This window comes from Planococcus sp. TJ-301, assembly GCF_058268475.1.
Genome location: NZ_JBZDOH010000001.1, coordinates 542,758 through 566,814, shown reverse-complemented (window position 1 = coordinate 566,814; position 24,057 = coordinate 542,758). Strand labels below are relative to the sequence as shown.

Genomic DNA, 24,057 nt, shown 5'->3' with positions numbered 1-24,057 from the left:
AAATTTTCATTAAGGTCGATTTTCTGAAAATTTCATCTATTTTTCATTTGATTATGTTCTAATATAGATATAAGAGGTATCGATGGGTGGAAGGGGTGCTTGTGATGAAGGTGCTGTTGGCGGAAGATGATGAGATGTTAGGGGAATTGACGGTCCATCTATTGAAGAAAAAAGGGGCGAAATCGGTTGATTGGGTGATGGAAGGCGAAGATGCCTATGATTACGCACTTGCTTCTTTTTACGATGTCATTGTTTTGGATTGGATGATGCCGAACGGCGATGGCGTTGAAATTTGCAAAAAACTGCGTAAAAAAGGCTATAGTGGCGCTGTGCTGATGTTGACGGCAAAAGACTCTCTCAGCGACCGGGTTGAAGGTCTCGATGCAGGGGCCGATGATTATCTGGTGAAGCCTTTTGAAATCGAGGAGCTGTGGGCCCGTTTGCGTGCATTGGCCAGGCGCACGTTTTCTCCTCTGCAGGAGGAAATCGTCGAGTTTAATGGCCTAAAAATCAATCGGACCTCCCATAGTGTATGCCGCAACGAAGAACAGATCAGCTTGACCCCGCGGGAGTTCGAGCTCCTTGATATGCTTGTGCAAAACCGGGGCAAGGTCTTAACCCGGGAATTGATTTTTGACCGCATTTGGGGGTTTGATACAGACGTATCGATGAAAACAATCGACGCAACGATGAAACTATTGAGGAAAAAAGTTGATGCCGATGAAGGCGAAAGCCTGATCGAAACAATCAGGGGAGTAGGCTATAAAATTGAAAAAACCTGATGCCAACAAAACCAAAAGCAAAGATGTTTTTTCCCGGACGCGCAACAGGCTAACGGTGTTTTACAGTTTGTCCATCATCGCGTTTCTCGTGGTCTTTGTGCTTTTTACGTTGTCTGTCTTTTATGTAGAATTAAAACAGGACCAGGAGAAGACGCTAAGCTTGTTATCCGATAGGGAAGTTTCAATGGCTGAACGCGCGCTTTATGGCAGCGGCGGCGCCTGGCGGGAGCAGGAGCGCAGAGTGCTTGCTGAAAATCACGTCTTCTATTACATCACTGACAACTCGGGTGATTTGATGATCAACCAGGATGATTACGAAGAGCTGCGTTTTCTGTATCTGGATTTGATCGAGGATTGGGTCACAGAAGACATCGAAATAAAACGCTTTCCGATCGATATTCCCAAAGACGATCCGCTTTTGGCTGATTTCCAGGATTTCGAACGGGAAGTGCTCGTCCTGGCGCGGCCGGTCTATCATGACGGGAACCGCATCGCCATGATGTACATGGGAGTCGACAATAGCTTTTACAAATCAGTCATGCAATGGCTGATCATCGTCTTCACCGGAGTAGCGCTGCTGTTTGCGCTGATTGGTGTGTTGTTGAGCCGCTGGATGGCTAAACGGGCAATGATTCCGGTCGAACAAGCTTATAATGTCCAACGGGAGTTTGTTTCGAATGCGTCGCATGAACTGCGCACGCCGCTCAGCGTCATTTTATCTGCGGTGGAGGCATTGGAAATGGAGAGCGGCAACAGCCCTTTTTCAAAAAAAATGCAAATGACATTGAAGCACGAAGTCAAACGGATGTCCAAATTGATTACGGAATTGCTTGCTTTGGCCCGGTCGGATTCCGAGCAGGCTGTGCTTGAAGTGAAAAAAGAGTGGTTCAATTTCAGGCCGGCAGCCGCGCAAGTGATGGCATCGCTGAGCGAACTCAGTGCAAGGAAAGGAATTCAGCTGGAGCTTGAAGCAAAAGACGAAATCCTTGTTCAAGGGGACAGCGATCGCTTAACACAATTATTGTATATCTTAGGAGAAAACGCGATAAAATATACGCCAAGCGGAGGGAAAGTGGAAATCGCAATAGCGGTAGATCATAAAAAAAGGCAAGGTGAGCTGTCGATAACGGTGAAAGACAATGGCATCGGAATGGCGCCGGAAGATCGCGATAAGATTTTCGAGCGCTTCTACCGGGCTGACAAGGCACGCTCGCGCAAAGAAGGTGGCTATGGCCTAGGGTTGTCCATTGCAAAATCGATAGTCGACATGCAGGGTGGAACAATTGGAGCCGACAGCACGGAAGGGGAGGGGACTGTCTTTAAGGTTCACATCCCATTTGGCGGATTGCCGGAAGAGCTGCAAAAACGGAATGTCTATTTCACAGAAAAGAAAATGGAATGACTTTGCTCTAAAAAAAACACCCGTGAATCCATCCAGTTAATGGGTTGGATTCACAGGTGTTTTGTTTTGTCGCCGTTGTTTCAAACTGGTTTAATGCGACAATAAGTGGCTGTGGAAAGAAACCCACAGGACAGCCTGGTTATCCACAAGAGAGGGAAATCGGTGCATATTTGGCAGTACGTCTGTATTGAGAAAAAATATAGCCGAAAAATATTATAATACAACTGTACTGAATTATTTGAAAATTACTATTATTCTGATAGAATGGAAATATGCCAAAACTAATCGATCACCCCAAACAAAAGCAAGCTATCGCCGAAGCCGCGTGGAGAGTTATATTGCAACAAGGCATGCAAAAAGCATCAGCCAGAAATATCGCAAAGGAGGCCGGATTATCGCTCGGTGCAATGCGCTATTATTTTTCGGCGCAAAATGAATTATTGGCTTACGCCAATCAATTGGTCCATGCCAGATTGGCGGAAAGAATCGACTCCATTTTCCAGGATGACGTGCAGCCGAAAGAGAAAATTCTTCGTGTTCTGCTTTGTCTGCTGCCATCAGGAGAAGGGCCGATGCTTGAAACCTCGGTCAGGTTGAGCTTAAAGATGGCAGCGTTGCAAGATGTTGAAAGCAGCGGAAGGGTTCCGGACGCCGCCTATTCGGCAGCTAAAAATGTCATCTCGTATTTAGCTCTATTAAATCTCTTAATGAAGAATGCAGAGCTGGAGCTCGAAACTGAGCGTTTGTCTGCATTGCTGGATGGGTTGGCAATTAAAAGCTTAGCCAGTCCTGCCGAAGCCGATGAGGCAAAAATAAAAAAGATCATACGCTATCATTTGAATTCAATCTGCACTGAAAGTTTCAGCGAGCCACAATGACCGCTTCTTCAGTCTAACAAAAAATCTGCAGCCAGGGTATGGTCTGCAGATTTTTTGTTGCAGATAAACTATCTTCTGGAAAAAGAGCAGATCATGTCTGGGGGTCTTCCGTGGAAAGATCAGCAAGATTTGTATAGTAATAATATAATTTATGAAAAAAAACGTATGCTATCTTTAGATTACATAATATAAATATTTTTATTTTAGTTAAATTGAAAACAGTATTTTTCAGCTCAATGCGACGTTAAGCATCATTATGACAGCAAAGCCGATAAGCAGACTAATGGCCGCAAGTTTATGTTTGACGTTTTCCCGTGAACCCGGAATCACTTCTTCTGCGACGACGAAAATCATTGCGCCGGCACTGCACCGAAGGCAAAGCCTACAGCGTGACCATCTGGAATATTGTGCATCGAAAAGCACCAAAAACCGGCATGACAAGAGGTATGTCGATCAACCACTCCACCAAGAATCATCACATTTTCGCTTATGGCTTTGGGAAATCTAAAAAACCGCTAATTCACTGAAGAATTAGCAGTTTTATGGGTTAATAACTCAAAGCTTTTTCGTAGAGCCAGCGTTTTAGGTTGCCGGCAGAATTAAAGGAGATGGCTTCGCCTGTAGCTTGATGCTCTGCTCTAACCACAACATTCGATTCATTGGATATGAAGGCCCAGCCTTCTTCCATTAAAGTGCGCGTCATTTTTATGACCATACTAGATCCTCTAATTGTCTCCATGCTCACTTTGCTCATCTCCTTCACCGTTATAATTCCATTATATTAAATTCACTTAGAAAACAGCAATTATAATGTTTGATAGGTTTATTCCTTCTATCTTCTTTCTTTAAACCTGAAATAAAAATAATAAAAAAAGGGCCCGCACTTTGTTGGCGGGCCTTTCAGCGACTGGGCTATGAAGGTTATTTCAGCAAATTTTCCAGTGCTTGTTTTTCAAGCTTGATTTCATTTAGAGTCCGGATTCGCATTCTTCTGGCTAATGCTTGCGGCGGACTCCAGCCAAGCAATGCCTGCTGAAGCATAAATGCGCCTGCTGCTGCTGTCAGGTAATGCCACTTTTTACTGCCTGCCAATGACAGGCCGGTTGCTGCAATTGCAAGAGCTGCATTTATACCTGCAGCTGCACGCCCGGCATCCCATTCCCGATCCAGGCTGTCGATCCGTTCCTTGATGGCCGCTTCGCTTTGGCGCTTGAAATACCCGACGTTCGCTTCTATTTGGCGCTCGATTTCCTGATTGATGGAATCAGGGGTATTGTTCTGAGCTTTCGATTGGCCAGTTGGCAATTCGACGATTTTCTCTTCCATAGTAAAATCCCTGCTTTCCTTAAAGAGTTGCCTTCTTATTATTCCGCATAACACAAATCCTAAACATAGGGGAGGAAAGCTGGTAAAAAGAGCATCAGGACAAAAGTAATAAATTATCTGAATAGTTAGGGGAATTGGGTTTAGTTTCGAAAAAAGGGGAATATAATAGTAGCAATTATTTTAATTTGCTACAAATACAACCTGAAAGGAGAAATGAAGATGAATGACATTACAGTTGCATTTAGGGACATGTGGTACAACGTTGTCAATTTCTTGCCGAACATCCTTGGCGCAATCCTTTTGCTATTGGTCGCATGGGTAGTAGCGACAATCGTGCGCATGATTTTCCAAAAAGGATTGAAGAAAATCGGCGCGGACCGGGCAATGGTTAAGGGCCACATGGCTAAAACAGTGGAGGATGCGGATTCCAAGCTGGATTCCATCGGTAAGATCTTCTATTATTTAGTATTTATCCTCTTCCTGCCAAGTGTCTTTGAACAATTGAACATGGGAGCAGTTGCAAGACCGATATCCAATATGATGGACAAATTGCTGGCTTTCCTGCCTAATCTCTTGATGGCCACAATCATTTTGGTCCTTGGTTTCTTCATCGCAAAATTCGTGAAAAATCTTGTTGTGACGCTGCTTACTACGGTGAACATCGATCGTTGGTTCAATAAGCTGACAAAAAAGACGGACACGCCTAAAAAAATGTCGGCGAGCGATAAGAATACACTTGCGAATGTTCTAGGGAATGTGGCTTTCGTATTTGTTCTTATTCCGATTGTCACAATTGCACTTGAGACGCTTGAAATCGAATCGATTTCACAACCAATCACTTCTATGCTGAACCAAGTGCTGAACATGATTCCAAATATCTTCGTGGCAATCATTTTGATTATCGTCGGGGTCATGATTGGGAAGTTTATCGGGGACCTTCTCACGAGCTTGTTGAAAGGTACGGGAATCGACAATGTTTCCGATTACTTGAATACCAGCAGCAATCCGAACGTGCCAACCTTCGATTTGGCAAAAATCATCGGCAAAGTTGTTCAGGTATTGATCATCATCTTCTTCACAGTCGAAGCTTTGAATGTATTGCAATTGGATGTACTGAATAACATCGGCTCTGCGATCATCAATTATCTGCCGCTTGTACTAAGTGCATTGATCATCCTGGGCGTAGGTATTGTCGGTGCAAACCTTCTGGGCAATTACATCACCAAGTCTTCCGGCAACCGGATGACTGGCGGCATTGTTAAATACGCCATCATCATCATGGCTGTTTTCATGACCTTGGATCAATTGAACTTTGCAACGAATATTGTCAATCTGGCATTCCTCTTCATCGTAGCGGGCCTTGCAGTTGCATTTGCGATCGCATTCGGCATCGGCGGCCGCGATATGGCCAAACGCCAATTGGAGAAATTTGAAGCAAAAGCGGAAGCGGAAGAAAAGAAACCGAATCCGCCGACTAACGATGACTTTAGAAGTTTCTAAGGAAGTTTTTTAAAAAGAGTGATCTAATGGTAAGCCGAGCAGCTTTTATACACTGCTCGGCTTTTTTCCATTGAGTTTAAGATTTTAAGGCATTGGCTAAAAAAGAGGCATTATAGGCAGCCGTAAATTCAAATAAGTCTCGTATGAGATAATAGTCACTACTAATAATAAGATTAAGGAAATCCCATAATAAAAAACTTTGTATTTTATTTAAAAAAATATTTTTTTATTATTTATTTACTTTCTTAACTTATTGCAGTAGCCTATTAGTTGTAGTATATTATATATGTTAGCAGATTCAAATAATCATTAGTTTAAAAGTTTCTTATATACCTCACAAAGGCAACTTTAAGCCTATTTCTACTGGTGAGTCGTTTAGCTCATGGATTTTGAAGGGAAGATTGGCATTTTAGTCCCTCTGGTTAGATCTCATTCTAAAGAAGCTTATGCCGACTTTACATAAGTTAAAAGTCAGTTTTCCCATTTTATTTCTTCAATTCACGCAGAAACTTGAAAAGGGGTGTGCCATTTTGACACAAAAACAGCTTTTGCCGCAGCAGTCAGTCGCTTATTATTTTGTAAGGTCTAAGAATGTCCATGATGAAGAAGGAGAAACACTCATTACGTTATTTGCGAGATTATGCCGGGAACAAACGTATGTGAGCGGTGGAAAGAAAATGAGTGAGCGAGAATCGGTTTGGGTTGATATAGATGAAGTAAAAGCATCGAATGCGACGGAAAAGGTGCTTGAACTGCCAAACCGCATCCAGAATTTTGTGGTGCCAGAAAATGTCTTTATAGAACTGGTCAAAACAGCGAAAACGTGCCCGAAAGAACTTTATTTTGTTGCACCGATCCATACCGCTAAATTCTAAAGAATTATGAAACCATTTTGTAGAGTGAAAAGAATAGGTCTGTTATTTTATTCGCTTCTTACAATGGGGCGTTTTTTTTTTGATTTTTTTTGAAATTGATGCAGCAGGCGTCATAAGCGCTCATTTAAGGGTATACAATAGATTACATGAAACGGCTAGATTGGAGAATGTTTATGGATTTATTATTGATTATATTATTGTTGCTGTTTTGTTTAATGATTTCCAATATCATCAGCCATTACACGCCATTTATCCCAACTGCTTTAATCCAAGTGGCACTTGGTGTAGGGGTGGTCGTATTATTCGATGATATTTCCTTGGAAATTGAAACGGAATGGTTTTTGCTCCTGTTTATCGCGCCATTGCTATACAGCGATGGCAGGAACTTTCCGCGTGATGAATTATGGCGCATGCGCGGGCCAATACTCGGCAATGCAATTTTCCTGGTGCTGATAACGACAGTCGCCGGCGGATATTTCATACACTGGCTCATCAGCGATATTCCGCTTCCTGCCGCATTCGCTTTAGCGGCGATTCTTTCGCCGACAGATCCTGTCGCGGTGAATGGCATTGCGAAACGGATCCACTTGCCGCAAAAAGTTTTAAATCTGGTCAGAGGGGAATCGCTGATCAACGATGCATCAGGCCTAGTGGCGTTCAATTACGCAGTTGCCGCGGTCGTTACCGGCTATTTTTCCGTACAGGAAGCCGCAATCGATTTTTCGTATAAATTCATAGCCGGACTTTTCCTGGGTTTGATTCTCGGTCTTTTGGTGACTGGCATCCGCTATATGCTTCGAAAGCAGGGGATCAGCGATGTAACATTTCAATCTCTCCTGTCCATCCTCACGCCATTTTTGATTTTTTATATTACAGAAGATGTGCTTCATGCGTCCGGCGTTATTGCAGTTGTCGTAGCCGGCATTCTCCATGCGCTTGTTCGCGAGCGGACGGAAACGTTCGTTGCTGAAGAGCAAATACTGACCGAAAACATCTGGACAATTCTGCTGTTCATCTTGAACGGTTTTGTGTTCCTGCTCCTTGGATTAAGCATCCCATCATCCATGAGCGGCGTGCTTGAGAACGAAAACATCAGTGGATTGCTTTTGCTGTCCTATGTAGCAGCTATTGCACTGGCCGTTTTAGGCATCCGATTAGTGTGGGCTTATCTCTACGCGTATTACGAATACAAACGGGGCAAACTAGATGACTTGGACAAACCCACAGTCAAGACTGCCATCATGGTCAGTTTGACCGGCGTTCGCGGCACGGTGACAATGGTCGGCGTATTGTCAATTCCGTATTTAATGGAAAATGGCGATGACTTCCCGAACCGCTCGTTGATCATCTTTTTAGCAGCCGGTACGATTTTATTTACATTGATTGCTGCGACGATTCTGCTGCCATTATTCAGCATCGGAGAGACAGAGGAACAAAAAGGGGCGAAGCTTGAAATAGAAGAAGCGCGCCGCCGAATTTTGCTGGCATCTCTCAAAAAACTGAAGGCGGAGTTGAATGTCGAGAACGAAGTAGCAGCTTATGAGTTGATCGATGAATATACGATGCGCCTTAACCAGTTGGATTTTGACGAAAGTTCCCTTGAAAAAGGCACGAAAATATTGAGGGACCGCATGCGGGAAATCCGTTTTTCGGCATTGGTAGAAGAACGCCATTATATCGACAGCCTTTACAAAGAGGGCGGAATGAAAGAAGACGTCTACGATGCTTTCGATAAATCCTTGATCCGCAGAGAACAAGCCATTTCAAAAGGATTCCGGTCGATCATCGTCTTTATCGAAGGGAAATTGGCTCGTGCGTTCAAACGGTTTGGCGGCCAGTATGTCAAAGACGAGGAAACGCGCTTGGTGAAAATACAAAAAGCGAAAGAAATCCAATTGCAGGCTCTCCAAAAAGGCCTGAAAAAATTAGAAGTGCTGGCCGCTGAAAATGATTACAAGGACATGATGCAGGCGGTCATCACCGATTATAAACAAATGATCGGTGGGTTAAAACGTCCGGATTCCCGGTACAATGAACATTTTGAATTATTGAAAGAAGAGCTGCGAATTGTCGTGATGGACAAAGGACGTTCAGAGATTTATAAAATGTATGAACGCGGTGACATCACAAGAGAACAAGCCAAAGAGTTAAGACGCTATGTCAACCATTTGGAAAGCATCACGTTGTACGAATATGGAGATTAACGATACTAGAAAAGAGCAGCTGGCATTGGCCGGCTGCTCTTTATTTATGGGCTACTTTAGATTAGCGGGAAAAATTCTTTTTTTGCTGCATCACTGCGCCATTGCCTATTTCTCAAGCTCAAGACCGAATTCCTCTTTGAGGACTTTTGTCTTTTCTTCGGGCGACAGGCTGTGTTTCTTTTTGCTTCCGTCCTCAGTTCGAATCAGGACATCCCCAGAAAGGGTGATGCGTCCATCTTCCGTAGCGCGAGTCGCAAGATCATCATGGGTAAATGTCGATTCACTCGATACCTGATTAAAGACGCAGCCCTCATGAAAGTCAGCTAGTCTCTTTTCATTGGTATTGAATCGGTATAAGATGCGCTCTTCGCTGTCATCTCCATTTTCTTGGCGGATCAAATGGTAAAATCCGTCTTCCACCGTCTCGATTCTGTAGGTTCCGCTATGGTCTGCGTGTCGTTCCCCTCCAAGCGGAATAGGGCTGACTGTCGAATCGCCGAATCCCACATCAATCAAGTATGCCGTGTCCAGTTCAACCAGAATGGCTGCATGGGTATCTTTTTTTGCGGCGGTGCCATCAGGTTTTAGAACAGTTGCGGATATGAGTTTGGCGTCAAACCCCAGTTCTTGGAGCAGCCAATGAAACAAGCCATTCAATTCATAACAATAGCCGCCTCGATTGCGATTGACGATTTTATCGTAGATCGTCTCCAGGTTCAGGTAAATCGGCTTTTTTCGGATTACATCCAAGTTCTCAAATGGCACGTGCTGCATATGAAGCGATTGAAGCTTGGCTAAATCCTGCAAATAAAGCTCTTCTATTGGAAATGCATGAAACCTTTTTAAGTATGCAGTGGAATCCATCAAATGAATCTTTCCTTTCAGCAGTAAATTTTTTCATAGCTGTCGTTCAATTGATTTTGATTGGTACAGCTTAATGGATAAGTCAGCGGATAACGCCATGCGGCAAAATGGCGTGGACGCCTTTAACGCCATTAACGACTTGGGTGATGTGCAAATCTACGGCGACACTGGCCAAAGCGGTCGCTTCGGTTTTGGAGATTGCGTAAAATTCCTGCATCAAGCCCAAAATGCCGTTTAAGGCGGTGGCTGCCGCTTCGTTTAAATCTTCATCAAAGCCGAAAGCAATCCAGCCCGCTGGTGTATTTGCGCGCGGCATCTCCAAAGTCCAATCTTCATGCAGGATCAGCGTCACGTCAACGAAATCCATCGGGCATTCAATGGCAGTGCCTGAACTTTCACCGTCGCCTTGCAGCGCATGCCCATCTCCTAGAGAAAACATCGCGCCGTCAACTTCAATCGGTAAAAACAGGCTGCTGCCGCGTACGAGCTCTTTGCAATCGATGTTGCCGCCGACCGAGCGGGGCGGCTTGGTGCTGAATACGCCATCTTCTGCCGGAGCATTGCCCATCAGTCCCAGGAAAGGCGAGAGCCCGACACGGAATTCCTTAGCGCCGATGACACAGCTGCCGGTCATTTGCTGGGCGTTCAATTTCCAGTCCAGCTGCACTCTCTCAGAATCCAGCAGCTGAAGTTTTTCATTTTGCCAGCCGGGAAGCTTGCCGGCCCAGTTGGTGCCATACCAGCCTGGCTTTAAGTCATTAGTCCGGACTTCGAGCACCATTCCCGGTTTGGCACCCTCGATTTTGATCGGGCCGATCATCGGGTGCAAGGGTTGGTTTTCTTGTTCGCGGGAGGACAGCATTTGTTTTGGCTGGTCTGGGGAAGGTGAATAACCCCATTTGATATCAGGTGTCGAAACTTGTATTGTGTCGCCCGATTGGATGGTTAAAATCGGGCTGTACTGTTTGCTGAATGAGGAATGTAGGTTCCTGGTTTCCAACGGAATGTTATGGATCACATAAAAGCTCCTTTCGGCTTTCTGATTAGAGGGAAATAATGAAGTATACCAATTAATGGCGCACTATAACATTTAGTGTATACCCATAAAAAGAGAGAATTAAATTTTTGCTTGAGCTGTTTTTTGTTTTTCGGCTTAAAGACCGAAATTTGGGGGTATAAAAAACTAACCGGAAAAGTTAAACTTGATTATAGGATTGAAAAGTGGGGGATTAATTTATGGACACTATGAACAGAGGAATCATTACATCATTATCAGCAATTGGGATAGCCCAAGCGTTAAAAATCGTAACTCATAAAAAATTATCGGGCCGGTGGGACTTGAAACAGGCGTTTACGACCGGCGGCATGCCGAGTTCGCATTCGGCCGGCGTTTCAGCACTTGCTTCCTATGTAGCTGCAAATAAAGGGACGGGCCATACTGAAACAGCCTTAGCCGTTATATTCGGTACGATCGTCATGTATGACGCGCAAGGGATCCGTCGACATACAGGTGAGATTGCACGGCTTGTCAACGACCTTGAGGACAGTTTCGTTACATTAAGCGGAGATTTTCCAAGCCTTGAATTTGAAAAGCGCGATAGCGAGCTAAAAGAGCTTTTGGGCCACCAGCCAATCGAAGTATTTGGCGGCGCATTATTCGGCACAATGGTCGGATTGCTTTCAGCTAAAATCGAAAATGACGAACGCCGACAAAAGAGGCGGGAACGTAAGAAGTCAGGTACTCGCTACGAACTTGCTGGAAGGAAACGCCGATCATAAGCAACACATAAATAAGCGCGTTCCCTGTTATAAAAGGGGATGCGCTTTTTAATTTTATTTCGACTACAAAGGCAGCCGGAGTTTATGCATTTTGCCAATCAGCGCATACAAGCCAACCAATATTAGGAACATCCCCAAGGTCAAGTACCAAGGCATTTCTGAAATGGCTTCGCCGAATGCTGTATAGATGATTGAAGGCAAGATGACGCCGAGAAGGGAATAATACATATATTCCTTGAAGTTTTTCGTCATTTCCATCAAGTACAATGACAAGAGGTGGAAGTGGACAAAGGGCATAATCCGCAGAATCATTACTTGGCCAACGGAAATAGTTCTGCCAGGCAGCATTTTGTTTTTCAAGGAACGGATCTTTTCTTCGAATTTCGGAAATTTACTTATAAAGAGATAAAAAAAGTAGTTCATCAATGCTAATCCGATAAAGTTATAAATTGCCCCTTGCACAAAGCCGAACAGGACTCCGCCGGCAATGCACACGATAATTACCGGCAAAAATAGCAAAGGTCGAAACAAATGGAACAAGATGAAAAGAGGGGGCGCGAGCCAACCCATTTCGGTGATAGCGGATTCTAGATCCAGCAGGAAAGTTTCCAAATTACATGCTCCAGTCTGTAGATATTTGCCAGTGCAGCGCAGAAAGTCAATGCCATGAAGATTTGACTGCGCTGGACTTGATCACCCCTACCAATTTGTCGCCTCTCTTTCAATGTTGCCAACGCCTCATCAATATCCTTCTGCGGCACAACACGCAGCCCTTTGGAACGCTTGCCATCAAGCTAAGTCCAACCCAGCCACAATAATGCAATCCACATTAAGAAAGTCATTAATGGAATAAGTGATCCGGAAATGCTCAAGACTTTGACGTTGTCGTTGGACACTTTTCTTAAGCTGATTCAGATGGAAGTGGAGAGTCTGTCGTTGAGCGGTCCCGCTCCGCCGTCCACTCATAACGTCGTCAAGGCAGAATCGATCACACTGGCCCCGACAATACGGATGCCCATTATTAGAAGCAAGGTTTCAATCAGCCATCTCTTTTTGTCGTATTTTGCTCCTAGCCAAATGTTAAACCAATTATCGGAGAAAGTAAAAAAAGCGGCTTCCTGGTTGGAGTGGATTATTCGTAAATATCTATTCTTTATGTTAAAATAAGGATGTCGAACAAAGAAGGGAAGTGTGCGTATGATAAAGAGCAGACGCTTTTATCCTCTCCGAAATGGAGCCGCATCGTCTTCCGAAGGGACGAAAAAAGGCTTGCGCCTAAAGCATATTGTAATCCTGGGGGATTCAGTTGCATATGGTTATGGTACCAGAGGCGGGATTTCCACTTATTTGAAAGAAACATTTCCGGACTGCAATATCATCAATCTCGGCATCAATGGCCTTACGAGCAGCGGACTGATTGACCGGCTTGGTTCAAGCAGGTGGAATCATCATATCAGCAAGGCAGATTTAGTGCTGTTGAACGTCGGCGGCAACGATTTGCTTCGCGGTTTCCACGGATCAGGGGCGAAAGGGCTGATTCGCCAATTCGCAGGGATCCGGCGGACATACCGGAATAATCTTTTAGCCATTTATCGCCATATCCGCGGATTGAATCATGAAGCGCTCATCGTCCAAAACGACTTGTACAATTCAATGAAAAAAGAAGTTCAGTATTTCGGTTTCACCGGCATCATGCTCCGTGTATGGAATATGGCGATCGGCGAAGAAGGTGTTATTATTTCCAGAACCCAACCGATGGGCAAGAACACCACCATCTGGCTGGATGATATCCATCCGAACGATGAAGGCTATAAAATCATGCACGAACTTTTGCTGAAAACATTGGCTGCCACCGGCTACGATATCCATGAGCTTGAACAACTGCAGCAGCCCTACTAAAAAAGAAGATTTTATCCACCAGCACCCTACTCCAATGGGCGGCTGGTTTTTTCGTGCGAATAAAAAGAATATTGACTATTTAATATTATAGTAATAACATAATAAAATGTTTGCAGATAAAATTACGATGTATTGCCTGGGCAAAGCGCCATGGATTAATCGGAAGCAAATTTCCTCTTTAGCATGGCTTTTTTTAGCAATTACGGCTTCTCAGACTCATCATAGTTCCATTCTGAAACAAAAAAGAAAAGGGGTGGCAAAATTGATTACATTTTTAGTCTCTATCGTTATATTGGTGATTGCATATTTTACTTATGGGAAGTACATAGAAAAATTGTTCGGACCTGCCGAATCCAGAAAGACGCCGGCCTATGCAAACCGGGATGGCATTGATTTCGTGCCGATGAACAAACACAAGAATGCCATGATTCAATTGCTGAACATAGCGGGAACTGGTCCGATTTTCGGGCCGATCATGGGAGCGTTGTACGGGCCTGTCGCATTTTTATGGATTGTACTCGGTTCCATTTTTGCTGGAGCCGTGCACGACTATTTGACAGGCATGATTTCCATCCGCAATAAGGGCGCACATATTCCGGAGCTAGCTGGAAAATTCCTTGGACAAGCATCGAAGCATGTCGTCAATTTCTTCGCACTTTTGCTCTTATTATTAGTCGGAACGGTTTTCGTTACCACACCAGCTTCATTGCTCTCGATATTGATGGATGGCAAAGTGGCGGTCGGTGTATTGATTGGCGTCATTTTCGTCTATTATTTCCTGTCAACGGTATTGCCAATCGATAAAATCATCGGCCGCTTATACCCATATTTCGGAGCAATTCTTTTGATCGGAACTTTGGGCGTCGGCATCGGTCTGTTATTCTCGGATTACAAAATCCCTGAATTATCGTTGACGAATATGCACCCGGCGAACTTGCCGATTTTCCCGATCTTGTTCTTCACGATTACATGCGGGGCGTTATCCGGTTTCCACGCGACACAATCGCCCATTATATCCCGCACGACGCAAAATGAATCACAAGGCCGCTATATTTTTTACGGCATGATGATTGCAGAAGCGATCATCGCGATGATCTGGGCAGCTGCCGCAATGAGCATTTTCGATGGCCAAAGCTTGAACGGCCTCATCACTTCAGGTACGCCTTCTGCTGTTGTCAACGAAGTATCCATGACATTACTCGGAGCAGTTGGAGGGACGATTGCCGTATTAGGAGCGATCGTTTTGCCAATTACTTCAGGAGACACAGCTTTCCGCGCTGCGCGTTCGATCATTGCGGATTACATCAAAATGGATCAGCAGAAAATCGTGAAGCGTCTTGTCATTGCAGTGCCGCTTTTCGCTATCTCGCTGATTCTGACACAAATCGATTTCAACTTGCTGTGGCGTTATTTTTCATGGGCGAACCAAGCAACCGCATCAATCGCGTTGTGGATTGCAACGATGTACTTGTACATTCAAGGTAAAAATTATCTGGTGTCGATGGCGCCTGCCGTCTTTATCACTTACATGGTATTCGTCTATATCTTGAACCAGAAAATCGGTTTTAATCTCGATTTGAATGTTTCCTACATTTTAGGATTATTCCTGACAATAGTCATCATTGGGATGTTTTACGTGAAAGCACGCAAGAACCGCGTCAACGATGTTAAAACTTCAGTAGTTGTGGAATAAGCAAAAGCGGACTCAATTGAGTCCGCTTTTTTTAGTGGAAAGAGCCATTTTACTGATTGTCAATGCGCGTCCAGTTCCAGCATGATCCGGTCGATGTGCTGCTCCATTAAATGCTTTGCGCGCTGTTGGTCTTGCTCGGCAATCGCTGCATAGATTTCGTAATGTTCAGCGTAAGTATCAGCGTGCCGACTGGCTTCTGTGAAACGATGGCGCCGCGTTGCACGGATGGTATCTTCAAGCCTGTTGGCAAGCGTCTCTACCATTTGAATCAGCAAAGTATTCCGTGAGGCCCAGACAATCTGCAGGTGGAAGTTCACGTCAGCTTGGACGCCGGACTCTTCATCGTTATAAGAATCTTGCATTTGTGCCAGCGCATCGCGCATGCCTTGGAGGTTTTCTTCGCTGGCGCGCTGGGCCGCCAACGATGCTGATTCGACTTCCAGCGCGCGGCGCAATTCGAGCATTTCATGGACCAGATGACTTTCGGTTTTTTCGATCAACGAGCCTAGCTGCCGGCTCAGCATCGCCACCTCAGTAGTTTTAATGTAACTGCCACCGCCGTGGCGAATTTCTACTGAGCCTGCCATTTGCAATGCTTTCAGGGCTTCTCTGACCGATGTACGGCTCACTCCGAATCGGCTCGATAGTTCACGTTCCGATGGAAGGCGGTCTCCCGATGCCATTTTCTCTTCGATGAAAAAAAGTTCGATTTTTTCAACGATAAGTTCATAGGTTTTCTTTTTTGGTGCGTTCATCCGAATCTCTCCTTAAACGCATTTACTGATTAAACCTTATCAATTGGCGCAAGAATAATCAATGTCAGAAAACTTATATTGAATTTTTCAGACAATTATGTATAATAAACTTTATTGGTTGGACCAATTTTGTATAAGCGCTTTCATCCATAAATATTTTCACGTTAGGAGCGGAATGGCATGGCAAATATTCGAGAGGCCTTAACAGCCTTAACAGATTTTCTGGCAGAAGGTCAAGTAACGGTCAACGAAACAGTACGGGAACTTCATGGCAGGGATGAATCTTATCATGGCCAGCAATTACCGGACGTTGTCGTTTTTCCTGAAACAGCGGAGCAAGTCAGCCGCATTATGAAAGTTTCAAAGCAGTTTCAAGTTCCGGTCATCCCGTTCGGTTTGGGCTCGAGTTTGGAAGGGCATGTCATTCCGGTTTCAGGCGGCATCACCATCGATTTTTCGCTCATGGACAAAGTGCTGGAAGTCTATGAAAAGGATTTTCTTGTGAAGGTGCAGCCAGGGGTTACCCGTACGCAATTGAATAAGGAATTGAAGAAATACGGCCTTTTCTTCTCGGTCGATCCCGGAGCGGATGCAACACTGGGTGGAATGGTGGCAACGAACGCCAGTGGCACAACGTCAGTCAAATACGGTGTCATGCGTGACCAGGTTAGGGACCTCGAAGTGGTGCTAGCGGATGGCACAATCATCCACACCGGCAGCATGGCAGCGAAATCGTCTTCAGGCCTCCACCTAAACGGTTTGTTTACCGGCTCCGAAGGGACGCTCGGCTGCTTTACCGAAATGACGCTGCGGGTCTATGGCATTCCGGAGCATGTCACGGCGGCGCGTGCATCGTTCCCATCGGTCAATGACGCTGTGGAAGCGGTTGTTTCGATTTTGCAGGCGGGCATTCCAGTGGCGCGCGTTGAATTGGTTGATGAAGAGTCCATTCGCCAAGCGAATAAATTCAGTGATACCGCTTATCAGGAAAAACCGGCGCTATTCCTGGAATTTCACGGCAATGAAGCCGGCTTGAAGCAGGATGTTGCATTCATGGAAGAAATCGTCCAAGGGCATGGCTGTGAAGAAATCGAATTTGAGACCGATAACGCGGCACGCAATCGGTTGTGGGAAGCGCGCCATAATTTGGCCTATGCATATATTCATGGCTATCCCGGCAAGAAGATGATGGTGACAGATGTCTGCCTGCCTATATCGGAATTAGCAGGAGCTGTGCGCCATGCACGCGAAAACTTGGACACGCTTGGCCTTATCGGCGGAATCGTGGGACATGTAGGAGACGGCAATTTCCATACACTTCTGATGATGGACATGAACGATGCTGAAGAAGTAGCAAAAGCGCAAGATTTCAACGAGATGATTGTCCTTTACGCACTTGAGCGCGGCGGTACATCTACAGGGGAACACGGCGTTGGCATTGGCAAACAGAAATACCAGCTCCAAGAACACGGTGCTGCACTGCAAGTCATGGAAAAAATCAAACAGGTGCTGGATCCGGATAATCTCTTGAATCCTTATAAAAACGTAAAAACAGAAACAAAGGGGGCACTTCTATGAAAATACTGGAATCAATCAGCGCATTAGCCGGAAAATACTTTGCCGTATGGGTTATTTTAATCGCAGTCATCGCTTTTTTGGTCCCTGAACCATTTTTAGGATTTGGAGCTTATATCGCTATTTTGCTTGGCGTAGTCATGTTTGGCATGGGGCTGACGTTAAAGCCGGTTGATTTTAAACTGGTCCTGACCAATCCGATTCCGGTAGTGGTCGGTGTGGCCGCGCAATTTGTCGTCATGCCATTGGCGGCTTTTGCAATCGCTTATTTATTGAAGCTGCCTCCTGAACTTGCGGCAGGGCTCGTCTTGTTGGGCTGCGTACCTGGCGGAACTGCTTCGAACGTCATGGTTTATCTGGCAAAAGGGAATTTGGCGTTGTCAGTTACCATGACGTCGCTTTCTACATTAATGGCGCCGATCATGACGCCTTTGCTGTTGCTGTTATTGGCAGGGCAATGGCTGCCAGTTGATCCGGTTTCCATGTTCATATCGATCATGCAAGTCATCATCATACCGATCGCTCTTGGTTTGCTCGTCCAGCGTTTCTTCCCGGTCGCCGTCAGCAAAAGCATTGCTGTCGTGCCGCTAATCTCGGTTGCAGCGATTCTGATCATTGTATCAGCGGTCACTGCCGCTAACGCAGCAAACGTCATCAGTGCCGGCTTTGTGGTCTTCCTGGCTGTCTTTTTGCATAATGGAACAGGTTTGCTGCTTGGCTACATTATCGCAACCGCTATGGGACTTAGCGAAAACGACCGCCGGGCAATCTCCCTTGAAGTCGGTATGCAGAATTCGGGTCTTGGCGTTGCGCTTGCAACGGCCCATTTCAGTCCGCTAGCTGCACTTCCGAGTGTCTGGGGCGCAATCTGGCATAATATTTCAGGGCCAATTTTAGCGACGATTTGGTCTAAAAAACCAGCCGGAACCGAAACAGCTAAACAACGTAAACACAATCTTAAAGCTGCACCCGCTGAATTGAAAAGCGGCAAATAACGATTGAAAACCTTCCATCTTTACGGGGAGGTTTTTCTATGGACTGTTTTCTGGAGCAATTTTATCCCATTCGTTATATAATTGGACAGCAACCTGAGTTGTAAAAGAACAACTAGAAGGATGGGAGACTATTTTGACAGCACCTGCATTTCAGAAAGAATTTATCTATACTTATGCTTATACTCCTGATGAAGAAGCCCTTTGCTTTTTGGAAATGCGCGCATTGTTCGGTGAAGATACAAGCCAGAAAATAGTGAAAACTAAGCGGGGCATCGATCCAAGCCGAAGCCCATTCATCAAAGAGCGCATAGAAGTGCTGTTTGAAGATGAACAATTGGACGGCATCCTCCAGCAAATCAAAGCAATCCAAATGGACGGCAGAACGTTTAAAATTCTTTTCGTAAAAATCAACGGCCTTTCAGGTGCCGACAAAGTTGAATACGAGGAAAAGCGCTCGATAGAATTCCAGATGGGCCAGGCGATTGAAGGGGAAGCCGATATGCACCAGCCGGATGTCACGTTCGGATTGATGCCGCTTGGGGGCCGCTGGTATTTCGGCTATTACACGGAGTCTGAGGCTATGTGGTTCAAGCATATGAAAAAACCTCGCCAATACTCAACTGCTCTCAGCACGAAAGTGGCGCGCGCCGTGGCGAATATCGCCATACCGGAAATTTCGGGCGTCCGTGCTATCGATCCTTGCTGTGGGATTGGTACAGTCTTGGTAGAAGGGTTGTCGATGGGGATGGACATCGTCGGCAGGGATTTGAATCCGCTTGTTGTCGAGGGCTCAATTGAAAACATTGCTCATTTCGGCTTGAACGGAAAAGTTAGGCATGGACCGATTTCGGATGTTTCCACACAATACGATGTCGCAATCATCGATATGCCTTATAACCTCTACACGAGTGCTTCTCCCGATGAACAGCTGTCGATTTTAACGCATGCTTCAGGTTTTGCCAAAAAAATGGTTTTGGTCACTATGGACAATCTTGATCCGATGATCGACGCCGCAGGGTTTGAAATTATCGACCGCTGCATCGCTAAGAAAGCAGGCTTTACCCGTGATGTAGTCGTATGCCTCAAACGTCCGGCACAATAAAAAGACGATGTGCGCCATTCCATGGCGCACATCGTCTTTTTCAGTTTTTACGAAGATTTAGGCTCGAGCATAAAGGCGATGTAACTGACATCTTCATCGAAATTCCAGTCTACGAAAATTTCTGAAACCTCTCTTTTTAAAACCGATTCCAGCTGGACTTCCCTCATGACCTGCCGTTCAAGCGGCCGCTTTGTTACTTTCAGCTCTTCAACAAATCCGTTGCGGATCAATTCCTTTTCGATACGCACCAGAATGCCGGAACGCTTCACCAAAATGGTTCGATCATTCAGCCAAAACGATTCTGTCTTTTCCGGAATTTTCTCGGCTTTCAAGCTAGCAAGATCGATTTTTTCTTCGAATTCTTTTTGGTCGATCGTATCGGGCCATACGAATTTTTCTAAAGGTTTCTCGTTTAGTATTGCGATGATCATGCCTGTTTTTTTCTCCAGATTCCAATCCGCGTAAATATCTTTGATATCCAGATCAGCAATTTTTAGCAATTGCAATTTGATTTCCTGCCGCAGATCATTCATCATCAGGCTCCTTGTTTCCAGAATTCGCTTGGACTCATTTTGCTTCATGAGAATCGCTTCCATCGGGGCCATGAATCCTCGGAAATGGACAGTGATATAAGGACGTTTCACGCTCACGTAAACAGACGTTGGGCCTTTGCCGAAGTTCGTACGCAGCAGTGTTGATAAATAACTGCTGATTTCTGCGTGCAGCGCTTTTTCCTCTGGCATCATTTTGCCCTCCTGACATCAATGGGTTCTCTAATTGAAATTCACTCGCTACCATTATAACGTAAACAGGTCTTACAGAGAAATCAGCACTTCCAGTCGGGGGTAAAGGGTATGACGAAACATAAAATTTTTAAAAAATGAGAAAAAGATTTGCATATGTGAGTTCTTTTTTTGTGATTTTTCAGTTTAATTTCCAAATTTTAGTGTTAAAATATATGCGATTGCTCAGAATATTAAATTATTTGGTGGAGCGGTGGGTGCCAAAATAGAAATAGACATATTGGAGTGAGGGAGTATTCACCGAATTATCGACGCTGGAAAAAAGGATTGACGCAGGCGAACCATTGGCAGCTTATCTGGAAATCCTGAACGGAGAATATGTCATTAATAAAGGCTTGCCAAATTACAGTGAAAAGATGGCTTTGATCGATCTCGCTTTAAAACAATATCCGCAAGATACCTCCAAAGAACGGGGGGCATTAAGCAGTTTAAGGCAAGCATTGGAAGAGCAACTGCGAGCTGAATCTATGGATCAGCATGTTGCAGAGTAGAAATTCACACAAAAGAAAAGAAAGGAATTTACTCTCGAAGGAGTGTGTTTATATGATTTCAATCGAGATAGTCTGGGAAAATTTAGAATCATTCGGTTGTGAATATGCAAGAATTTCTCAAGGGTCAAGTGCATTTCATGTAGAAAGTACGGTCATATTTTTGAGCGAAAATAACCCTGTCCAAATTGACTATTTTATTGAAACGGATAATTCATGGACAACAAAAAAGGTGCATGTCCAAACTAAAAGTGGTCAAAGCTTAGAAATTAATGCTACAGGTACCGGCAAATGGTTTGATCAGCATGGAAAAGAATTGCAGGAGCTGAGAGGAGCAATTGATGTTGACTTATCAGCCACGCCGTTCTCGAATTCTTTGCCTGTTAACAGGTATGATTGGGGACTCAATCAAAGTCGAGAGTTTGAAATGGTTTATATCGATATCCCACAATTAAAATTACACAAAATGAAACAGACGTACACATTTATTGAAAGAAAAAAGGGGATTCGTATTTTTTATTATCATTCTCCCAATTTTGAAGCACTCATTTCTTTTGATGAGTCAGGATTTGTAATCGATTACCCTCAGTTATTCTCCAGGAGATTCTAGTGATGGCTCTAAGGATTTCTGTAAAAAGAAAACTAGAAATACGATTCAATTAAAAAGAGCGGCATTTTAGCCGCTCTTTTGCTTACTTTCGGCGCCATCCCTGAAATTCCGCCGCTTTAAAATTATAAATAGGTTTCAGGATTGACTGTATCTCGATCGTGTCTTGTGTATTATTGATGATTTCCTGCATCGTTTTATAGGCGAATGGCGACTCATCGATTGTATCCTGGCTCACACTCGTGGTGTAAACGCCTTTCATGGTATCGGTAAAATCATCCAAATGAAGAACTTGCTTGGCTTTCGTTCTTGAAAGGATGCGGCCCGCACCATGCGGCCCTGATTGATTCCAATCTTCATTGCCTTTGCCTTTTGCCAGCAGCGAACCATCCCGCATATTAATCGGAATCAAGACCAATTCATCTTTTCGTGCAGATATGGCGCCTTTGCGCAAAATCATGTGCTTTAAATCAATATAATTATGGACCGTATCGATTCGGCCGATTTCCTTGAAATTCATTTCCTCCAGCAAGACTTGCACCATAGCGGCACGGTTCCATTTCGCGTATTCCTGCGCAATTTGCAAATCATTGAAATAATGTTCCATCAAAGAGCCCTGTAAATAAGCAAGTTCGCTCGGTATGCTGGGAAGTATGGATTTATAAGATTTGATGGCGCTGTGAATTTCTTTATGGCGGCCTTTATTCTTCAATTGCGCAATCATTTCATCAAGCCCATCTTTATCATTACTTAAGGTTTCGACGGCTTTCTTTTGGTGGTAATTCGCTATTTTCGCACCCAGGTGGCGGCTTCCTGAATGAATGACCAAGAATGTTCTGCCGTCCTCAGCTTCGTTCATTTCGATAAAATGATTGCCGCCGCCGAGTGTGCCAAGTGAACGGACCGCAACTTCTTCTGAAAATGGAGCCAGCACCTTTTTCAGCTCGATATGGCCGATAAAGGGGTGGGGAGAAGAACGGATGGATTGGCCAGAAGGCACCGATGCCTGGATGGTGCCATCAAGCTTCGCAAAATCAATTGCTTGCTTTTGTATTTCGACACAAAGCATTCCGCAGCCGATGTCAACGCCGACCAAATTCGGAATAACCCGGTCGGTCACTTTCATAGTAGTGCCAATGACTGCACCCACGCCGGCATGGCAATCCGGCATGATGCGCACATTGGCGTTATTGGTCACTTCTTCGTTCAAGAAAGCTTCAATCTGCGCGACTGTCATTTCATCAATATTTTGGGTGAAAACTTTTGCATCGCTGTATTTGCCTTTAATAATCTTCATGATTCCCAACCTTTCTTTCTGTATTTATTATTTCTCCTCCTTTTTACAAACTCCTTCTAAATAAAATAATATATACCATTGGCTAAACGGAACAAACCTTATCCGAATACGTAAAGAAAAGGGGAGAATTGGAAATGCTAGACAAATACCGCAAATTATATGATGTGAATACCTATAACAGCGAAGAACGGATTCATTTTTACAAAGGGATTGGCGGAGCAGAAGTCGATCCCCCTGTGTTAATCCCAGAAAGCATATTTATGCGGTTAATCCATGTGGGACAAGCGTACACCATGCATTATATTCCCATGTTCGACCTTTATGGCGACGTTGTGTTTAATAAGATACAAGTGATGGCTTTATTGGATGAAATCCGTTTTATTTTATCCATTCTCAATGATAGGGCACTCGAACATTTCCTTGCACCTTTAATTCCTGTACTAGAAGAAATTACGAGAAGCCAAACGGAACATTACTTGATTGTGATGGGAGTTTAACCGTTCGGTAAAGCACAATCCTAAGGAGGCACTTATGGCATCATTCATTTTTGACATGGACGGCACACTTTTTCAAACCGATAAAATATTGGAAAGATCGCTCGCAGATACATTTGCACAATTGAAATCATTGGAATTATGGGATTCGGAAACGCCGATTGAACAATACCGGGAAATAATGGGGGTGCCGCTGCAGAAAGTGTGGGAGACACTGCTGCCGAAACACTCATTTAATGTACGCAAGCAAGCAAATGAGTTTTTTCACGAACGGTTGATCCACAACATCAAAGAAGGGAACGGCGCTTTATATCCGAATGTGGAAGAGTTGTTCACATATTTAAAGAGACAAGGGCATCCCATTTACATTGCCAGCAATGGCTTGCCTTTGTACCTTGAGACAATCGTGAAATTTTATGGCCTGGATCAATGGGTTACGGAAACCTTCAGCATCCAGCAAATCACATCAAAGGATAAAGGGGATTTGGTCAAGTCCATCATTGAAAAGTATGGCATCGATGGCGGTGCGGTCATAGGCGACCGCTTGTCTGATATCAATGCGGCAAAAGCCAATAACTTGACGGCCATAGGCTGCCGCTTTGATTTTGCGCAGGAAGAAGAATTGGCCCAAGCGGATTTTGTCATTGAAGATTTAATGGAACTGAAGAAATTGGTGAATGAATTTTATTTGTAAATTTTATCCAATACCACGCTACCTTAAAATTATGCTGCACAAAGG

Annotated in this window: 26 protein-coding genes; 17 read left to right on the top strand and 9 right to left on the bottom strand. The window is 44.5% G+C overall.

Translation table 11 applies throughout. The annotated features are described in order from the left end of the window. The first annotated feature begins 104 nt into the window (after positions 1-104). From AC4EHJ_RS02860 to AC4EHJ_RS02850, 3 genes are all read left to right on the top strand, one after another. Positions 105-782, top strand: coding sequence for a response regulator transcription factor (locus AC4EHJ_RS02860; RefSeq protein ID WP_490975607.1), 678 nt, complete (start codon positions 105-107; stop codon positions 780-782). Next, a complete protein-coding gene (locus AC4EHJ_RS02855) occupies positions 769-2,184 on the top strand; it encodes a sensor histidine kinase (RefSeq protein WP_490974079.1) in 1,416 nt (471 codons plus the stop codon). The genes AC4EHJ_RS02860 and AC4EHJ_RS02855 overlap by 14 nt, the downstream gene beginning before the upstream one ends. A gap of 272 nt (positions 2,185-2,456) precedes the next feature. Then, complete coding sequence (locus tag AC4EHJ_RS02850) at positions 2,457-3,062, top strand: TetR/AcrR family transcriptional regulator (protein WP_490974078.1); 606 nt, start codon at positions 2,457-2,459, stop codon at positions 3,060-3,062. Positions 3,063-3,290: 228 nt separating this feature from the next. Here the strand turns inward: AC4EHJ_RS02850 and AC4EHJ_RS02845 are convergent, their stop codons facing one another. The 3 genes from AC4EHJ_RS02845 to AC4EHJ_RS02835 form a co-directional block, all read right to left on the bottom strand. Then, positions 3,291-3,416, bottom strand: coding sequence for a hypothetical protein (locus tag AC4EHJ_RS02845; RefSeq protein ID WP_490974077.1), 126 nt, complete (start codon positions 3,414-3,416; stop codon positions 3,291-3,293). Positions 3,417-3,609: 193 nt separating this feature from the next. Continuing rightward, positions 3,610-3,777 carry a hypothetical protein gene (locus tag AC4EHJ_RS02840; RefSeq protein ID WP_175580290.1) on the bottom strand — a complete coding sequence of 56 codons (168 nt, stop codon included), beginning with the start codon at positions 3,775-3,777 and terminating at the stop codon, positions 3,610-3,612. 206 nt (positions 3,778-3,983) lie between these two features. Then, positions 3,984-4,388 (bottom strand): DUF2892 domain-containing protein, encoded by a 405-nt coding sequence (locus AC4EHJ_RS02835; RefSeq protein ID WP_490974076.1) that lies wholly within the window; start codon positions 4,386-4,388, stop codon positions 3,984-3,986. A 219-nt stretch (positions 4,389-4,607) separates the two neighbouring features. Between AC4EHJ_RS02835 and AC4EHJ_RS02830 the strand changes: the two genes are divergently transcribed. The 3 genes from AC4EHJ_RS02830 to AC4EHJ_RS02820 all read left to right on the top strand — a co-directional run bounded on the left by AC4EHJ_RS02830 (position 4,608) and on the right by AC4EHJ_RS02820 (position 8,967). Beyond that, positions 4,608-5,888, top strand: coding sequence for a mechanosensitive ion channel (locus AC4EHJ_RS02830; RefSeq protein ID WP_490974075.1), 1,281 nt, complete (start codon positions 4,608-4,610; stop codon positions 5,886-5,888). A 530-nt stretch (positions 5,889-6,418) separates the two neighbouring features. Beyond that, positions 6,419-6,763 carry a hypothetical protein gene (locus AC4EHJ_RS02825; protein ID WP_490974074.1) on the top strand — a complete coding sequence of 115 codons (345 nt, stop codon included), beginning with the start codon at positions 6,419-6,421 and terminating at the stop codon, positions 6,761-6,763. 173 nt (positions 6,764-6,936) lie between these two features. Beyond that, complete coding sequence (locus tag AC4EHJ_RS02820; RefSeq protein ID WP_490974073.1) at positions 6,937-8,967, top strand: Na+/H+ antiporter; 2,031 nt, start codon at positions 6,937-6,939, stop codon at positions 8,965-8,967. Between the two features lie 105 nt (positions 8,968-9,072). On the opposite strand, the gene AC4EHJ_RS02815 is transcribed toward AC4EHJ_RS02820, so the two are convergent. Together AC4EHJ_RS02815 and AC4EHJ_RS02810 are read right to left on the bottom strand one after the other, a co-directional pair. After that, entirely contained in the window at positions 9,073-9,831 is a 759-nt protein-coding gene (locus AC4EHJ_RS02815; protein WP_490974072.1) for an arylamine N-acetyltransferase family protein, read from the bottom strand. Positions 9,832-9,913: 82 nt separating this feature from the next. Then, positions 9,914-10,849 (bottom strand): acetamidase/formamidase family protein, encoded by a 936-nt coding sequence (locus tag AC4EHJ_RS02810; protein WP_490974071.1) that lies wholly within the window; start codon positions 10,847-10,849, stop codon positions 9,914-9,916. A gap of 218 nt (positions 10,850-11,067) precedes the next feature. Here AC4EHJ_RS02810 and AC4EHJ_RS02805 point away from each other — a divergent pair, with 218 nt between their 5' ends. Then, positions 11,068-11,610, top strand: a complete 543-nt coding sequence (locus AC4EHJ_RS02805; protein ID WP_490974070.1) for a divergent PAP2 family protein — start codon at positions 11,068-11,070, stop codon at positions 11,608-11,610. Positions 11,611-11,673: 63 nt separating this feature from the next. On the opposite strand, the gene AC4EHJ_RS02800 is transcribed toward AC4EHJ_RS02805, so the two are convergent. Next, a complete protein-coding gene (locus AC4EHJ_RS02800) occupies positions 11,674-12,222 on the bottom strand; it encodes a TVP38/TMEM64 family protein (protein ID WP_490974069.1) in 549 nt (182 codons plus the stop codon). Between the two features lie 252 nt (positions 12,223-12,474). Here AC4EHJ_RS02800 and AC4EHJ_RS02795 point away from each other — a divergent pair, with 252 nt between their 5' ends. The 3 genes from AC4EHJ_RS02795 (at position 12,475) to AC4EHJ_RS02785 (ending at position 15,202) form a co-directional block, all read left to right on the top strand. Next, a complete protein-coding gene (locus AC4EHJ_RS02795) occupies positions 12,475-12,777 on the top strand; it encodes a hypothetical protein (RefSeq protein ID WP_490974068.1) in 303 nt (100 codons plus the stop codon). Between the two features lie 30 nt (positions 12,778-12,807). After that, a complete protein-coding gene (locus tag AC4EHJ_RS02790) occupies positions 12,808-13,509 on the top strand; it encodes an SGNH/GDSL hydrolase family protein (RefSeq protein WP_490974067.1) in 702 nt (233 codons plus the stop codon). 262 nt (positions 13,510-13,771) lie between these two features. Next, positions 13,772-15,202 carry a carbon starvation CstA family protein gene (locus AC4EHJ_RS02785; RefSeq protein WP_490974066.1) on the top strand — a complete coding sequence of 477 codons (1,431 nt, stop codon included), beginning with the start codon at positions 13,772-13,774 and terminating at the stop codon, positions 15,200-15,202. A gap of 59 nt (positions 15,203-15,261) precedes the next feature. Here the strand turns inward: AC4EHJ_RS02785 and AC4EHJ_RS02780 are convergent, their stop codons facing one another. Beyond that, positions 15,262-15,957, bottom strand: coding sequence for a FadR/GntR family transcriptional regulator (locus AC4EHJ_RS02780; protein ID WP_490974065.1), 696 nt, complete (start codon positions 15,955-15,957; stop codon positions 15,262-15,264). A 180-nt stretch (positions 15,958-16,137) separates the two neighbouring features. Between AC4EHJ_RS02780 and AC4EHJ_RS02775 the strand changes: the two genes are divergently transcribed. From AC4EHJ_RS02775 to AC4EHJ_RS02765, 3 genes are all read left to right on the top strand, one after another. Continuing rightward, positions 16,138-17,535: an FAD-binding oxidoreductase gene (locus AC4EHJ_RS02775; protein WP_490974064.1), complete on the top strand. Its 1,398-nt coding sequence runs from the start codon at positions 16,138-16,140 to the stop codon at positions 17,533-17,535. Further along, positions 17,532-18,527, top strand: a complete 996-nt coding sequence (locus tag AC4EHJ_RS02770; RefSeq protein ID WP_490974063.1) for a bile acid:sodium symporter family protein — start codon at positions 17,532-17,534, stop codon at positions 18,525-18,527. The genes AC4EHJ_RS02775 and AC4EHJ_RS02770 overlap by 4 nt, the downstream gene beginning before the upstream one ends. A 133-nt stretch (positions 18,528-18,660) precedes the next feature. Next, on the top strand, positions 18,661-19,629 hold the full coding sequence (locus AC4EHJ_RS02765; RefSeq protein WP_490974062.1) for a TRM11 family SAM-dependent methyltransferase: 969 nt from the start codon (positions 18,661-18,663) through the stop codon (positions 19,627-19,629). 47 nt (positions 19,630-19,676) lie between these two features. On the opposite strand, the gene AC4EHJ_RS02760 is transcribed toward AC4EHJ_RS02765, so the two are convergent. Then, positions 19,677-20,372: a Na-translocating system protein MpsC family protein gene (locus tag AC4EHJ_RS02760; RefSeq protein ID WP_490974061.1), complete on the bottom strand. Its 696-nt coding sequence runs from the start codon at positions 20,370-20,372 to the stop codon at positions 19,677-19,679. 344 nt (positions 20,373-20,716) lie between these two features. Between AC4EHJ_RS02760 and AC4EHJ_RS02755 the strand changes: the two genes are divergently transcribed. Further along, on the top strand, positions 20,717-20,923 hold the full coding sequence (locus AC4EHJ_RS02755; protein ID WP_490974060.1) for a hypothetical protein: 207 nt from the start codon (positions 20,717-20,719) through the stop codon (positions 20,921-20,923). A gap of 52 nt (positions 20,924-20,975) precedes the next feature. Next, the gene (locus AC4EHJ_RS02750; RefSeq protein WP_490974059.1) at positions 20,976-21,530 is read left to right on the top strand and encodes a putative glycolipid-binding domain-containing protein; all 555 of its coding nucleotides are present in this window, start codon (positions 20,976-20,978) and stop codon (positions 21,528-21,530) included. Between the two features lie 82 nt (positions 21,531-21,612). Here the strand turns inward: AC4EHJ_RS02750 and AC4EHJ_RS02745 are convergent, their stop codons facing one another. Beyond that, positions 21,613-22,824, bottom strand: a complete 1,212-nt coding sequence (locus AC4EHJ_RS02745) for an RtcB family protein (protein WP_490974058.1) — start codon at positions 22,822-22,824, stop codon at positions 21,613-21,615. 134 nt (positions 22,825-22,958) lie between these two features. Here AC4EHJ_RS02745 and AC4EHJ_RS02740 point away from each other — a divergent pair, with 134 nt between their 5' ends. Continuing rightward, on the top strand, positions 22,959-23,321 hold the full coding sequence (locus tag AC4EHJ_RS02740; RefSeq protein ID WP_490974057.1) for a hypothetical protein: 363 nt from the start codon (positions 22,959-22,961) through the stop codon (positions 23,319-23,321). Between the two features lie 34 nt (positions 23,322-23,355). Further along, positions 23,356-24,012 carry an HAD family hydrolase gene (locus tag AC4EHJ_RS02735; protein ID WP_490974056.1) on the top strand — a complete coding sequence of 219 codons (657 nt, stop codon included), beginning with the start codon at positions 23,356-23,358 and terminating at the stop codon, positions 24,010-24,012. Positions 24,013-24,057 lie beyond the last annotated feature (45 nt).

What these genes read in the sequence shown, in the direction of transcription:
- AC4EHJ_RS02860 (WP_490975607.1), top strand. Translation starts at nt 105, where the DNA reads ATGAAGGTGCTGTTGGCGGAAGATGATGAGATGTTAGGGGAATTGACG.
- AC4EHJ_RS02850 (WP_490974078.1), top strand. Translation starts at nt 2,457, where the DNA reads ATGCCAAAACTAATCGATCACCCCAAACAAAAGCAAGCTATCGCCGAA.
- AC4EHJ_RS02845 (WP_490974077.1), bottom strand. Translation starts at nt 3,416, where the DNA reads ATGATTTTCGTCGTCGCAGAAGAAGTGATTCCGGGTTCACGGGAAAAC.
- AC4EHJ_RS02840 (WP_175580290.1), bottom strand. Translation starts at nt 3,777, where the DNA reads ATGGTCATAAAAATGACGCGCACTTTAATGGAAGAAGGCTGGGCCTTC.
- AC4EHJ_RS02835 (WP_490974076.1), bottom strand. Translation starts at nt 4,388, where the DNA reads ATGGAAGAGAAAATCGTCGAATTGCCAACTGGCCAATCGAAAGCTCAG.
- AC4EHJ_RS02830 (WP_490974075.1), top strand. Translation starts at nt 4,608, where the DNA reads ATGAATGACATTACAGTTGCATTTAGGGACATGTGGTACAACGTTGTC.
- AC4EHJ_RS02820 (WP_490974073.1), top strand. Translation starts at nt 6,937, where the DNA reads ATGGATTTATTATTGATTATATTATTGTTGCTGTTTTGTTTAATGATT.
- AC4EHJ_RS02815 (WP_490974072.1), bottom strand. Translation starts at nt 9,831, where the DNA reads ATGGATTCCACTGCATACTTAAAAAGGTTTCATGCATTTCCAATAGAA.
- AC4EHJ_RS02805 (WP_490974070.1), top strand. Translation starts at nt 11,068, where the DNA reads ATGGACACTATGAACAGAGGAATCATTACATCATTATCAGCAATTGGG.
- AC4EHJ_RS02795 (WP_490974068.1), top strand. Translation starts at nt 12,475, where the DNA reads ATGCTCAAGACTTTGACGTTGTCGTTGGACACTTTTCTTAAGCTGATT.
- AC4EHJ_RS02790 (WP_490974067.1), top strand. Translation starts at nt 12,808, where the DNA reads ATGATAAAGAGCAGACGCTTTTATCCTCTCCGAAATGGAGCCGCATCG.
- AC4EHJ_RS02780 (WP_490974065.1), bottom strand. Translation starts at nt 15,957, where the DNA reads ATGAACGCACCAAAAAAGAAAACCTATGAACTTATCGTTGAAAAAATC.
- AC4EHJ_RS02775 (WP_490974064.1), top strand. Translation starts at nt 16,138, where the DNA reads ATGGCAAATATTCGAGAGGCCTTAACAGCCTTAACAGATTTTCTGGCA.
- AC4EHJ_RS02770 (WP_490974063.1), top strand. Translation starts at nt 17,532, where the DNA reads ATGAAAATACTGGAATCAATCAGCGCATTAGCCGGAAAATACTTTGCC.
- AC4EHJ_RS02760 (WP_490974061.1), bottom strand. Translation starts at nt 20,372, where the DNA reads ATGCCAGAGGAAAAAGCGCTGCACGCAGAAATCAGCAGTTATTTATCA.
- AC4EHJ_RS02750 (WP_490974059.1), top strand. Translation starts at nt 20,976, where the DNA reads ATGATTTCAATCGAGATAGTCTGGGAAAATTTAGAATCATTCGGTTGT.
- AC4EHJ_RS02745 (WP_490974058.1), bottom strand. Translation starts at nt 22,824, where the DNA reads ATGAAGATTATTAAAGGCAAATACAGCGATGCAAAAGTTTTCACCCAA.
- AC4EHJ_RS02740 (WP_490974057.1), top strand. Translation starts at nt 22,959, where the DNA reads ATGCTAGACAAATACCGCAAATTATATGATGTGAATACCTATAACAGC.
- AC4EHJ_RS02735 (WP_490974056.1), top strand. Translation starts at nt 23,356, where the DNA reads ATGGCATCATTCATTTTTGACATGGACGGCACACTTTTTCAAACCGAT.